Source organism: Mammaliicoccus sciuri (genome assembly GCF_002901825.1).
GTDB classification, from domain to species: domain Bacteria; phylum Bacillota; class Bacilli; order Staphylococcales; family Staphylococcaceae; genus Mammaliicoccus; species Mammaliicoccus sciuri.
Window position 1 is genome coordinate 185,047 of the sequence record NZ_PPQD01000028.1, and the last position, 14,442, is coordinate 199,488.

At 32.6% G+C, this 14,442-nt stretch carries 12 protein-coding genes; 10 read left to right on the forward strand and 2 right to left on the reverse strand.

Going from position 1 to position 14,442, the window contains the following annotated elements:
* Positions 1-56: 56 nt before the first annotated feature.
* The 3 genes from CD035_RS13955 to CD035_RS09610 all read left to right on the forward strand — a co-directional run bounded on the left by CD035_RS13955 (position 57) and on the right by CD035_RS09610 (position 3,106).
* Positions 57-224 (forward strand): hypothetical protein, encoded by a 168-nt coding sequence (locus tag CD035_RS13955; protein WP_155403650.1) that lies wholly within the window; start codon positions 57-59, stop codon positions 222-224.
* 200 nt (positions 225-424) lie between these two features.
* Positions 425-1,045, forward strand: coding sequence for an NAD(P)-dependent oxidoreductase (locus CD035_RS09605; RefSeq protein ID WP_048540447.1), 621 nt, complete (start codon positions 425-427; stop codon positions 1,043-1,045).
* Positions 1,046-1,327: 282 nt separating this feature from the next.
* Complete coding sequence (locus tag CD035_RS09610; RefSeq protein ID WP_048540446.1) at positions 1,328-3,106, forward strand: trypsin-like serine protease; 1,779 nt, start codon at positions 1,328-1,330, stop codon at positions 3,104-3,106.
* 51 nt (positions 3,107-3,157) lie between these two features.
* On the opposite strand, the gene CD035_RS09615 is transcribed toward CD035_RS09610, so the two are convergent.
* Positions 3,158-4,546, reverse strand: coding sequence for a DHA2 family efflux MFS transporter permease subunit (locus CD035_RS09615; RefSeq protein ID WP_048540445.1), 1,389 nt, complete (start codon positions 4,544-4,546; stop codon positions 3,158-3,160).
* A gap of 267 nt (positions 4,547-4,813) precedes the next feature.
* The gene (locus CD035_RS09620; RefSeq protein ID WP_048540444.1) at positions 4,814-5,272 is read right to left on the reverse strand and encodes a MarR family transcriptional regulator; all 459 of its coding nucleotides are present in this window, start codon (positions 5,270-5,272) and stop codon (positions 4,814-4,816) included.
* Positions 5,273-5,546: 274 nt separating this feature from the next.
* Between CD035_RS09620 and CD035_RS09625 the strand changes: the two genes are divergently transcribed.
* From CD035_RS09625 to CD035_RS09655, 7 genes are all read left to right on the forward strand, one after another.
* Positions 5,547-7,109: an IucA/IucC family protein gene (locus CD035_RS09625; RefSeq protein WP_048540443.1), complete on the forward strand. Its 1,563-nt coding sequence runs from the start codon at positions 5,547-5,549 to the stop codon at positions 7,107-7,109.
* 1 nt (position 7,110) lies between these two features.
* Positions 7,111-8,796: an IucA/IucC family protein gene (locus CD035_RS09630; RefSeq protein ID WP_048540442.1), complete on the forward strand. Its 1,686-nt coding sequence runs from the start codon at positions 7,111-7,113 to the stop codon at positions 8,794-8,796.
* Positions 8,780-9,946, forward strand: a complete 1,167-nt coding sequence (locus CD035_RS09635) for an MFS transporter (RefSeq protein ID WP_229412540.1) — start codon at positions 8,780-8,782, stop codon at positions 9,944-9,946. Before CD035_RS09630 ends, CD035_RS09635 begins: the two co-directional genes overlap by 17 nt.
* Complete coding sequence (locus tag CD035_RS09640) at positions 9,933-11,057, forward strand: alanine racemase (RefSeq protein WP_048540440.1); 1,125 nt, start codon at positions 9,933-9,935, stop codon at positions 11,055-11,057. Before CD035_RS09635 ends, CD035_RS09640 begins: the two co-directional genes overlap by 14 nt.
* A 118-nt stretch (positions 11,058-11,175) precedes the next feature.
* A complete protein-coding gene (locus CD035_RS09645; RefSeq protein ID WP_048540439.1) occupies positions 11,176-12,105 on the forward strand; it encodes an ABC transporter substrate-binding protein in 930 nt (309 codons plus the stop codon).
* Entirely contained in the window at positions 12,095-13,093 is a 999-nt protein-coding gene (locus tag CD035_RS09650) for a FecCD family ABC transporter permease (RefSeq protein WP_075578286.1), read from the forward strand. The genes CD035_RS09645 and CD035_RS09650 overlap by 11 nt, the downstream gene beginning before the upstream one ends.
* A complete protein-coding gene (locus CD035_RS09655; protein ID WP_048540438.1) occupies positions 13,090-14,073 on the forward strand; it encodes a FecCD family ABC transporter permease in 984 nt (327 codons plus the stop codon). The genes CD035_RS09650 and CD035_RS09655 overlap by 4 nt, the downstream gene beginning before the upstream one ends.
* The last annotated feature ends 369 nt before the right edge of the window (positions 14,074-14,442 follow it).

Consider the following 14,442-nt stretch of genomic DNA (forward strand, 5'->3'; position numbering starts at 1 on the left):
AATAAAATAAATTTGGGTAATATACTTATATATACAAAATAGGAAGAGGTATAAGTATGGTCAATAATCACGGGAGAGACTATTTTGAAGACATTAGTGATGATTTATTATATGTTTCACAAACAATTAGTCAAAAAATATCATCTAATGAATATAACTTATCTGAAGAGCTCGCTATAATAAAAGAAATCTTGGAAAGGTTGGAATCCAAATTATCAGATTAACTCATGAATACTTTTAATAAAAACCATTTCCACATTTCTTGGAAATGGTTTTTATTTTATATATTAGAACTCACCAGATAAATTAGTCTCAAATGAAAAAGTAGTTATATAATCTTTGTAATGCATACTGGTGATATATCATATATACTCAAACATATTTATAATCAAAATAAAAAACTTTTATAAAAGGAGCAATACAAATGAAAATTTTAATTTTAGGTGCTACTGGCAGAGTTGGACAAGAAGTATTAACACACGCACTATCAGACGGCCATGACGTAACTGTACTCGTTCGTGATAAAAATAAATTAAGCGTCGACCATCAATCTGTGAGACTAATCGAAGGAAATGTATTAAATCCAAATGATATTCAAAAAGCAGCTGAATGTAACGACATTATTGTAAGTGCATTAAGTACAGACGGCTCCACTACATTATCAGAAGCTATGCCATTAATTATTGAAACAATGTCACAACAAGGCATTAAACGTATCATCACAATAGGTACTGCTGGTATATTACAAAGTCGAACTGACAAGAATTTACTACGCTATCAATCTAACGAATCTAAAAGACGCACAACACGTGCAGCAGAAGAACATCATAAAGTTTATACAATGCTTAAAAATTCAGAGCTAGATTGGACAATCATATGCCCAACCTATTTACCAGATGGCGAAAGAATCGGACAATACAGAGTCGAACGAGACTACTTACCAGAGAATGCCGTGAAAATATCTGTCCCAGACACAGCAGACTTCGTTTACGATCAAATATCGTCCGACGTATTTATTCAATCACGTGTTGGAATAGGATATTGATAAGAAAATTTCAGTAATAATTAACATAAAACATCTAGTAGTTACTTAAATAATATTTGATGGCTCTATGTTGCTAGTCACACGGACCTTGCAACATAGAGTCCTTCTATTTATCTAGTCACTCTTCTCTTGATAAATTTCCTTTCTTTCACACCTTTACTACCCAGATTTATACAACTGTAAAATTTTTCTAAAATAATTGATAATAATAATCATTTTCATATTGAATTTACATGGGAATTTTTGTATATTATTCGTATCATCCAAGAAAGGAAGTTTTACATGAATAAAAACTTTATCAACTTCAGAACGGGATTAGTAAAGTTACCTGTTATTATCGCAGGTGTATTTTTCTTATCTCATCCAACTGTCACTCATGCTAGCGAGAATAACAATTTAATAGAGGAAAGTCCAAAAGCTAGTCAAACGAATAAACAAGAGACTGAAAATGAAGATGCAACAAGTACACTTTCCAATACGTCAAAAGAAGATTATAGCACTACAAAGGCTTCTACAGATACAAATAATGTAGATACAACATCTGAGGGAAATAAAGAAACAATTTCTAATAAATTAGAAACTTCAGATAGTAAGACTCAAAATACATCACAAAATGATAACTCTAAAAATACAAATAAACCGAATGTACCAACTGGATCTTTCAGATATTTCTACCCTTCTGTAGAGGACAACGTAAATTATGATAAGACTCAAGATCCCAATTATGACGAAGAAGGTTATTTAAAAGATACGAGAAGGATGCAAGAAAACTATGAAGTCGACAACAGAACTGCATATATAAGAGTAGAAAACGAGAATTATAAAGGTGAAATTGAAAATCTCAAAGGTGGTGAAGGGTCAGGAGCATACATAGGTAAGAATTATTTCTTAACTGCAGCTCATGTTATTTATGATAACAATTACCCTAGACAATACTTAACAGGCGGTTATTTAATTCCTGGTAAACATGGAAATTGGGAACCATTTGGAAAATATAAAATTAAAGCATTTTATGTACCAGATCAATATAAAGCTTCACCTTTAAGAAAATATGATATCGGTATAATTGAAGTCGATCCTGAACCAATAGTTGATGCAGACGGCCATCCTCCACGCGAAGAATTAGATGAATTAAAACCTTATAACATTAAAGTATATACGGACGATTTAATCGGTAAAAAGGTACAAACACAAGGTTATCCAATTGATAAAAATGTGACTTCTATTAATCAATGGACTAATCTAGGTACTATTGTACAAAAGCAAAAACAAGGTAATATAGAATATTCTATGGATAATTCAGCTGGTCAATCAGGAAGTCCAGTCTATTTAGAAGATAATAACGATGAAATTATTGCAGTTCATTCTTATGGAACAAGAGGTAATAAATACGGTACTTTAGGAACCCCAATTACGCAAGAAATCTACGACTGGATTCAATCTATATTAAATAGAGTTCCAGATTCAGGTTCAAATGTTTCAAACGATAAATCAAATATCGATAATAACGATAATGATGTCACTACTTCTGATACACCTAATGATAACAATTATACTAGTGACTTAGATAAATCTGATAACGATAATGACGTTAATCATTCTGATGCATCTAGTACAAATAATGATTTTGCTATTAATAAATCACTGATTAATAAAAACAAACTTAAAAATTCAACAATTATAAACATAAACAAAGTTTCTAATAATAGAATAGATGAGCTACCTAAATCAGACGATAATTCTGTCAAACCAACGGAACAACCTAAATTAGACGATAACTCCGTTAAAACGGCTGAACAACCTAAATCACATAACGCATCTAAACTAGAAGCTAAGGCTATTCAAATTAACAATACTGATAAAGCAGTAAATGATACACAAATAACGACATCACAACCTAGCCATGAAGCTAAAGCAGAAACTCAATCAGATGATAAACAAGAAAACAAACAATTACCAAAAACAGGTGAAAATGAAGCAATAAGTACAACATTATTCGGTACACTATTCGCAATGTTAGGAAGTTTATTGTTCTTCAGAAAGCGTAAAACTGATAAATAATAAGATAACCCCTAAGAGATGTTTCATATGAAACATCTCTTAGGGGTCTTTTTATACTTTCATACTTTTAGGAGGAATCATTGCCCAACACACAAGCAATAATATAAATACAATTGCTGGGACTAGAAATCCAATGTGAAATGCCATTATCTGATTGTGGATAGATATTGTTGCGACGACTGTTGCAATCAATGCAGAGCCAAAGCTAGATCCAATATTTTCTACAATATTAATCGTAATACCTGCTTGAGGTAATTGGTCGTCTTTTAAATCTGCATAAGTATTTGTCGTAAACGGCAGCAATATCCCACCAACACTGATACCTCGTAATAAAAGTAGCATACTTAATATGATGATAGATGTATTGCCGTTTACAAATATAAATGGTATAGAAGCAACAATCGATAATATTAAGCTTACAAATATCACTTTCTTAGCACCATATTGATCTGTTAATTTACCAATCATAGGTCTTGCTAATAACATACCGATACCTTGAGGCATTAATGCAATAGCCGCTTCAATCGTATTAAACCCTTTAAAATTTTGAAAGAACAGCGGGAAAATAATCATCGGTCCCATAATCGCTAAATTTCCTAAAAATAAACCGGTACTTGAAGCTGCATAGTTACGATTTTTGAATAAATTAGTTGGTAATACGGTTTGATAATCCTGAACTCGATTGTATATCAAATAAATCACGATAAGTAATGCACTCGAAGTTAGCACGAGTACAGTTTCAATATTTGTAAATGAAGCTGTTTCAGTAGCGTGTGTAATACCGTAAATTAACGTAATACTGATTAAAGATAAATTGATTATCCCAAACCAATCTAGTCTCTTACCTTTATTAAAAGGTTCATATGACGGTAATCGTTTAATCATAACTGGTGTAATAATGATCATGACAATGATGTTCAAATAAAATATCCATTGCCAAGATATATAATGAATAATAAACCCACCTACTACCGGACCTAATATAGGACCAAGTATCATGGGAATACTTACAATGGCCATAACTCTACCAATTTTATCTTGGCCGGTTATCTTAACAAGCAGTGTAGCCATAAGCGTTGAAATGATACCTGCACTAAATCCTTGAACGAGTCTAAATAGAATAAACCAAAAGATATTTGAGCTTAATCCTGTTAATACTGAAACAATACCAAATGTAATGACAGCACTAATATATACACGTTTACCATCTAAATGGTCCATTAACCAACCAGAAAACGGTACAGCAACTGTCATAGCAAGAATATATCCCGTAACACCCCATTGAATAAAATTAAGTGATGTATCAAAGTATTTCGTTAAATCATCAATAGCAATATTAATCATTGTTGAATCGAGCATGGGCATAATAGCACCTAAAGCAATGGCCCATGCCGCTATCATTGTGCTTTTAGGAATGTGTTCTAATTGTTGAGAAGACATCAATAAACTCCTTTATATTTTGTTTCCACAGAAACATTATAAGAGAATTTTGTTTCCTAGTCAACATAAATAACATTAGGGAAAATTTTGTTAGGGACAGAATTTCGAATTATGTCCCTTAGAACCATCGTTAGAGACAGAATTTCGAATTATGTCCCTTAGAACCATTGTTAGAGACAGAATTTCGAATAATGTCCGTATGAAATGTCAATATCCTTAAATCCAAAAAAGCTGAGACACGGACATCTCAGCTTTTCTTCCTTCTATTTAATCTTTTTCCTTCTCAATGACTTGATCTAAGTAGTCACTATATTTATCAAAAAATCGATTCAATATTTCAAATTCTTCTTCTGTTATATCATCAAAAAATGGTTTGTCTCTTTCCAAAAATTGATCATGTAATGCTAAATGACTACTATATATTCGGTTTCCTTCTGTTGTTAAATCAAAGTATATTTCTTTTTTATTATCATCTTTTTGATATACCGTAATCGCATTTTTCTTAATGAGTTTTTTCGTTAATTTACTAATGGCACCACGTGTCATAAATAAGTCATCTGATATTTTTTTAACATTTGGATTTTCTATATTATGAATAGCTTCTATACAATGAACTTCTGAGGAAGTATATCCAGATAAAGCTTCTTCCATCTTAGGTTTATTTAGCCAGACAATTCTATTTTGTACATGACCCATTTTTTGCATTAAAGTTTTTACTTTATTCATCGCTAAATCCCCTTATATTCAATCTCATATATGATATTTCCCTTTACACATACTTTTCTTCATAGTAACAGAAATGATAAAAAATCAATAGTTCATTCAATTGTACTTATCATAATCCAACCTTTTCAGACTAACTAAAGTATTAAAATAATAGTTTTATATAATTTATCATAATTATTTATTGTTATTTTCTATCATTGACAAACCTTTCAAACCTCCTATAATTGAGAATGATTATCACTATATAAATTATTTGAAAAGGAAGTTGATCTTTTTGGAAATCGTATATAACGAACAGATACAAGAAATACGTCAATATTTTCAAGATTTTTCTGAAGAAGACATAACAACTTTATACCAGAAAGCATACCGTGAAATCACGCGACGTATTGATCAATTATCAAGTTTTGAAGATATTGGTCAAGATGTCATTTATGATGATGAACGCTTAGTACACGAAATTCAAGATTCTATTCGCAATCTCACTTTGAGCTATATTCAATTTGAACGCGATCATCAACAACATGGTCACAGTTATCAAAATATTTTTGAGTTTGTTGAACAAGAAAATATAACGGATGTCTTTTTTGAACAAAGTGTAACTGAAGGACATCCTTTCCACCCTATGACTAAGACGAAATTAGGTTTCTCTATAGATGATGTTATTAAGTTTTCCCCAGAATTTAGACAAACGGTGAACGTCATTCCTCTATTGTGCAATAAAGATTTTATAGATGAAATCAATATCTATCAATCGCCTGCATTAGAGACTTTTAGAAAGAAAGTTGATACATATTGCAAAGAATATGGCATTAAATTTGAAAACTATGCTTTACTGTTTATTCATGAATGGCAATTGAAGCATTTTCTGTTACCACAGTTTGAAACATGTTTCGAACAACAGTTCATGATTCCATTACACGATTTAGCTGTTGAAAGCAGTCCATTATTATCATTTAGAACTTTAGAAGCGCGAGAATTAAATTGCATCGTTAAGACTGCTGTCAATGCACAAGCGACAAGTGCAGTAAGAAATGTGTCTCCCGCTTCTATCCGTAATGGCATTATTCTAAGCGATGTTGTGGAACGCATTTATCGTTCAAATGGTTATGATAATAGCTATATTCAAAAAGATTTAGCAGGCAGTTATTTAAACATCAATCAATCACACGCTAATAAATGCAGCTTTATGTTAAGAAGCCTTATACCTGAACAGAAAGCCAGTCACCAATTAGTATGTGCCAGTCTGATTACTGATAGCTTTGTTACGAGAAAACCTATACTCATTGAATGTATTGAAACAATTATGCAAACACAAGACATGTCATTCGATTCTGCAACTCAATTATTCTTAACAGAATATACACATAATTTATTAGAAGCTACTTATAGATTATTGCTTGAAGAAGGTATTAGTTTAGAAGCACATATGCAAAATAGCACTGTCATCATTAAAGATGGCATGCCTATTTCTATTTATATAAGAGACTTTGGTGGCGTGAGATTATATGAAAGAAATATAGATATTGATGATTCAACAGGCTTGATTACTGACTCATTTGAAGATTTGTTATCAGTATTTTCCCATGCAGTCTTATACAATCACCTGTTCCAACTTATACAAGTGTTGGCTACTTATGGTTATGACAGTACAAAAGGTTATCAAATCATTCGAAATATGATAGCTGATCATCACGTAAATAGTGCGCCTGACATCAATATTTTAGAACAACCAACCTTTAAAATTAAATCACTATTAAAAATGAGAATATACGCTGAAGGTTACGATTACCAATATACAAATATCAATAACCCGTTATATATGGAGGCCAAATAAAATGAGTTGGACTAATGAGGTATATCAACATACAGATAAATACGAACAACACTACATCGAGCAATGTATTCAAGACAGCATTCATACAACATTCAAGAAATTATTAACATGCTTATATGAAGAAGTAACACCTCCTATACATCATGTAGAATCCTTTAAAACAATCACAACTTTATATATTAGCGATTCTATATTTGTAACTTATGATAAAGCGAACCATCGCGTACAAATTACAGATGATACAATAACTCGCTTTGTTCAAGATCCACTTGAATTAATAGACTGGCTTAATCATTTTAGTGACGAACATCACGATTACCACAAATTGCATGTTGAAATTGAAAATCACCTCATCAACCAAGCAATTAGTTTTATTCATTGTTCTTATACATCTAAAAGCGACCATCCATTATTACATAGTGAGCAATATGTAATTACTGGGCATAACATTCACCCATGTGCTAAGACAAAGTTAGGATTGTCTTTCAAAGAAGTTATGCAATATTCACCTGAATATAATCATGCATTCAAATTAAACTGGTTATTCGTTAAAAAAGGCTTTCTATATAATAATTTAGAAGCTTCTGAGGTAAAAACTTTAGCAGACTTTAGTGGTTATTTAGGAGAAATACCTGAAGATTATGATTTGATACCTGTACATCCGTTTCAATTCGAACATGTCATACCAAAAGTTTATACAGAAGAGATCAAATCTCAAAATATTATACCGCTTCAACATACTGGTGGACTCGTAAAGAGTACTTCATCATTTAGAACCGTTTGTCCTTTAGATACGATAACACCGATTATCAAACTACCCGTAAATTCACAAATGACGTCAACAATACGTTCTATTAGTAACAACAGTATTATCAATTCTAAAAATATCGGTGAATATTTCAAATTTATTTATAAGAATGACGACCGTCTTAATGAAATCAGCTTACCAGTATTAGAATATGGCGGAATGACTTACATTCATGACGAAGTAGATAAACAGCGTAATTTATCATTCATATTGAGAGAAAATAATACGCAATATATACCTGCTCATGCATCACTTTATACAGCGACATGTTTGTTTGAGTTGAATGAAAATCACCAAAAAATCTACGTCGATATGATTGAAACTGCTCGTGCAACAGCAACACCGATTGCTTGGTTTGACCAATATGTCTCATTACTCGTTGAAACTGTGTTAACACTCATGACGAAATACGGTGTTGGTTTAGAAGCTCATCTTCAAAATATGTCATTTGAATTTATAAACGGTATGCCTACACGTTTACATGTACGAGACTTTGGCGGATTAAGAATAGATGCTTCTCGCGTGCCTGAATGGTTAGAACTAAGCAATGCTTTAACAAATGCAACGACTGAAAGTATGTATGAGAAAGTACAAAACACATTATTGAGTAATCATCTCAACACACTTGTGCATCATTTCAGTGAAGATTATGCATATGATTCAAACATGTTATGGCTACATATTAACCGTATATTTAAAGCCGTATTTGAAGATTTATTATCACAAGACATTCAACATACAGAGGCAGATATCAAAGCCTTTTACAAAAAGACTATAAACGAGAAAGCATTATTAACGATGCGCGTATCTAATAAAGATCAAGATATTTATATCCAAAAAGCCAACCCACTTCTCATAAGTGATGAAGTTAAAGTTTAATCCTTATCATCGTTTTGTCAGTTCTCAGTTTATAGCTCGAACAATCGATTGGGTAGATATCATCGCATTAAATTGGATAACGTTACAAATGACTGGAAGTGCTGTTTACATTGCATATATAAATTTCGCACGGTTAATGCCACAGTTAGCATTTGCTTTTATAATCGGCAAAATTATCGATACTGTTAGTTCTACGAAACTCATGTACATCATCCATTGTGCAAATATGTTATTTACAGCATGTGTCGTCTATGCTTTTTGGCAAAAATGGAATATCTACATCATACTTTCTATTATTATGGTACGTTCATTTTTCCAAGCAATTGATACGATACAAAGAAATGCACTTATACAAAGTTTTGTAGAACCAGACAAGCTTCATAAAGCGATCAGTTTAAATGCTTTAATTTTAAATATTGCTAGACTAACTGGACCATTTATAGGTGGGATATTATTAGCTCAACTGAATTCTAACATTGTATTATCCCTACCTATTATTGGGAGTTTAATGGTTATATTATTCAACCAAACTTTGCCAGAGGTCCATCATGAGAAGAAGACACGTCATAAAATATGGTCGTACTTAAGACAACAACCTGTTATTGTCATGCTCATGTTATCCAGTGTCTTATCGATGCTTTTTGGATTTTCGTATACGATTATTCTACCTAGCATTGTAGATGAACAATTTGGCAGCCGTACGATGATTTATTCACTCTTTACTGCCATGATTGCTGCTGGATCTATTATAATTTTAGTCATGTTTATGCGCACTAAAAATATGAATACGATGAAAAGTTTGAAACGATGGGCAATGATATTTACGTTAACCCTCATTCTATTAATGTTTATACATGATACATATTTATATGCAGCTGTCTTATTAATAATGGGCTTGGCATCACAGGCATTTAGAACGACCAATCGAATACTCGTCCAACAGCTTGTTGAAGCGAAATATAGAGGATCTGTATTATCCATTTCAATGATGGATAAAGGTTTCATTCCACTTGGTGGTATATTACTAAGCTTTATCTTTGAACAGTTCAATTTACAAATTGTATATATAACAATGGTTGTTGGACTGCTCATCATGGTCATCTGTGTCATGTTTATGATAAATAAGGAGAATCAATATGGAAAGAATTAAAGAAGTGTTAACAGACAGTAATCACGATTATTATATATATGATTTAACCGAATTAAAGAAGCGCATCAATTGGATCAGCTCTGTCACGAAACATGATATTTTCTATGCAGTGAAAGCCAACTCTAATATAAAAATCTTAGAAACACTCGCACCTTTTGTTTCGGGATTTGAAGTCGCTTCTACTGGAGAAATTGAAAAGGTTCGATCTATTTCAAAAGAAATTCCAATCATTTACGGCGGACCTGTAAAGACGAAACAACATCTAGAATACGCTTTAGATGCACATGTGAAATCTATTCAAGTAGAGAGTCTCTTTGAGTTAGATACGTTGCAATCATTACTTCAAGACAAACAACAATCAATCGAAGTTATGATTCGTATTAATTTAAGTAACATTCAATCAACAGCTAAATTAAAAATGGCGGGTGTCCCAACACAATTTGGTATGCCTTACAATGATTTAGATGAAGCCATTCAAATCTGTCACGATACAGATCAAATATTTTTAACAGGTTTCCACTTTCATGCAATGAGCAATAATTTGGACGAAGATGCTCACGTCACATTCATTGAAAGTGCGCTTGAATTTACGCATCAATATCAATCACATTTACCGGAAGAATATGCGATTAATGTAGGTGGTGGTATAGGTATCGACTACGATTGTCAAACATGTTTTGATTTTGATTATTTTGCAACACGTATCCATCATCTACCACGCTTAACTTTTGAACTTGGACGTTTTATTACAGGTCCTATAGGTTATTATGCCGCTAATGTTTACGATATTAAATCCATGCATGATCAAACATTCGTCTTATTAAACGGTGGCACAAATCATTTTAGATTTCCAAAAGCGTGGCAACATCATCAACCATTTGAAATTATTCATTCACATACTAGTTCTAACAGAATGAAGTCCATTACCAATGATACCGTCGTATTAGCTGGGAAACTATGTACACCAAATGATGTATTTGGTCTTCCCTATGATATTGAAAGTATACAAACCGGTGACTGGGTTGTATTTAAATTAGCTGGAAGTTACGGATATGACATTAGCCATTTACAATTTTTATCTCATGAATTGCCGCTTATTCAGTATATTTAAAGATACTTTGTTTAATTTGAAAGCATATTCTAAAAATATATTGACAAAAAAAGGTAATATTTTATAATTGAAAATGAAAATCATTATCATAATTCAACTTAAGAAAGAGGTTAAAGAAATGAGAAAGCTTTTATCAGTTATAGTAGTACTTGTTGTAATGCTAGCAGCTTGTGGTAATAAACAAGAGGCATCTTCAAACAAAGATACACATGAAGTGAAACATGCCATGGGAACGACTAAAGTACCTAACAATCCTAAACGTGTTGTTGTATTAACAAATGAAGGTACAGAAGCACTTGTTTCAATGGGCGTTAAACCTGTTGGTGCTGCTAATTCATATGCTGGCGATCCATGGTATAAACATTTAGAGAAGAAATATAAAGACATTGAACCTGTGGGTGGAGAAAGTGAAATCAACTTAGAAAAAATTGCGAAACTTAAACCAGATTTAATTATCGGTAATAAATTCAGACAAGAAGCACAATACAAGAAACTTTCTGAAATTGCACCTACTGTATTCTCTAAAGAACTACGTGGCGACTGGAAAAACAACTTTAAATTATACGCGAAAGCTGTAAATAAAGAAGATAAAGGGAATGAAGTCTTAAAGAATTACGATAATCACGTTAAAAAAGCAAAAGAAGAGATTGGAGATAAAGCAAACTCAGAAGTATCAATGGTTCGCTTTATGCCAGGTGATGTAAGAATTTACCATAAAGATACATTCTCAGGTGTCATCTTAGACGAACTTGGTATTAAACGTCCTAAAGGTCAAGATAAGAACGACTTTGCAGAAAAAGGTGTTACAAAAGAACGTATTAAAGCAATGGATGGAGATTACATCTTCTACTTTACTTTCCAAGAAGATGATAAGAAAGTTTCAGCATTAGAAAAAGAATGGGTAAACGATCCAGCCTTTAAAGAATTAAATGCATCTAAAAAAGGTCATATTTATAAAGTAGATGATGCTGTTTGGAACACTTCAGGTGGTGTATTATCTGCCAATATGATGATTGATGATTTAAAGGATAAATTGAATGAAAAATAAATATCTTTGGTTATTTCTCCTATTTTCAGGTATTTTTGTCGTGCTATTCATTTTAAGCATGATGCTTGGCTATAAACATTTTACCTTTTCAGATATATGGCAACATTATATCCATGGAGAAACAATTAAAGATCAACGTGTACTGACACAATTAAGACTACCTCGCGCAATTTTGGGCGGGGTTGTCGGTGTTTTAATGGGTATTAGTGGTGTGATGATCCAAACCATTACACGAAACCCCTTCGCAAGTCCTGGCATTATGGGTGTTAATAGTGGTGCTAGTTTAATGGTTGTGATTACGACTGTTGCGTTTGGTATGAACGGTGTATTTCAACAAACCATTATGGCTTTTATTGGTACCGTCATCATTGCAACTTTAATTATATTAGCCACTACATTACCATTTAAGCCATTCAATGCGATGGAATTAACTTTATTCGGAGCAAGTATTAGTGCTTTTTGTATGGCCATCACACAAGGTCTACTCATCTATAACGAATCAGCTATAGAAGAATTAATATATTGGCTAAATGGTTCAGTAGCGAATAAACATACCACTATTTTAATGTACATATGGCCATTTATTATCGTTGGTTTAATCATATCTATTTATATGGCCAAGCCGCTTAATCTTTATATGCTAAGTGATGATGCATTAAAAGGACTCGGTGCAAAAATATTATCCATTAAAGTATTCACGATGATTGCTGTTGTCCTGTTAAGTGGATCAGCCGTCGCATTAGCTGGTCCAATTGCCTTTATTGGACTGATTACACCTCATGTTGCGAAATTGTTATGTAAATCTCATAATCATTTCATCGTCATACCTTTATCAGGTGTTCTAGGTGGTTGCCTTCTATTATTAAGCGACATTTTAAGCAGATATTTATTAATGCCGAGAGAACTGCCAGTCGGTATTACAACAGCACTTATTGGTGCACCAATATTCATTTATTTAATTCTTAATCGTAAGGAGTTAACAGAATGAAGAAATTTATCATACTTATCATCATGCTCATGTTAACGACTTTACTCACACTCATGTTAGGTGATAGCTTTATCGCACCTCAAAATGTATTAAGTGGCCTATTTAAACTTGGAGATCCTTATACAAACTTAGTCATTAATACTTTAAGACTGCCGAGAGTCTTATTAGCAATTGTAACGGGTGCAGCACTTGGCATTGCAGGATGTGTCTTACAATTTATTACGAAGAATCCATTAGCATCACCTGATGTGATTGGTATATCACAAGGTGCTAATGTTGGTTCATTAGTATTTCTTATTGTGTTAACAACAAGTACCGAAGCTTTATTATTACCAATAGCTTATCAGCCTATCTTTTCAATGCTTGGTGCGATAATTGTTACTTCATTATTATATTATTTAGCCATGCGAAAAAGTTACAAACGCGATCGTCTCATATTAATTGGTATAAGCTTTAACATACTTTGCCAAGCAATTGTAATGTTCTTAATATTAACTTCAAATAAACGAAGTGCCCAAGCTCAAATTTGGATTACAGGTTCCGTTCATCAAGCAGAATATCAACAAGTCATGATTGTAGGAAGCATCTTATTTATCGTCATGGTCATCCTGACATATTATGCACGTTCATTTGATATTCATTACTTAGGTAGAAATTTATCATTAGCATTAGGCAATCCTTATCAACACATATCTGTCATTGCATTAATATCAATGAGTATCCTAATTGGTATATCCATGAGTTATGTAGGCGGTATACAGTTTGTCGGATTAATCGCACCACACATCGCACTGAAACTCGGTGCACATCAATTTAGAAATCGAATATTTTATAGTGCCATAATCGGCGCCATCATACTATTATTAAGTGATTTAATCGGTAGAACACTCTTCTTACCAAAAGAAATCCCAGCAGGAATCTTTACTGCACTCATCGGTTCACCATTCTTTATGTATTTATTAATCAAGAGTAGGAAATGATATGTTTAATAGTATTAGCGTATTGTACGAAATCGTTAAACACTATCAAAGTAAATAACGATAGAATATTGAAAAAGCAGGGTCATCAAGAAATGACCCTGCTTTTTGTCGTATTTAGGATGGAGAAATCAATTGAATATTAGGGTTATATGAGGGTAAGCCACGACTTCGACTATCTCTTGGCTTTATTCAGACGTTAAGCCATGACTTCGACTATCTCTTGGCTTTATTCAGTACTTAAGCAATGACTTCAGTGATCTCTTGGCTTTACTCATCACTTAAGCCATGACTTCAGTGATCTCTTGGCTTTATTCAGGTTTTAAGCCACGACTTCGACTATCTCTTGGCTTTATTCAGACGTTAAGCCAT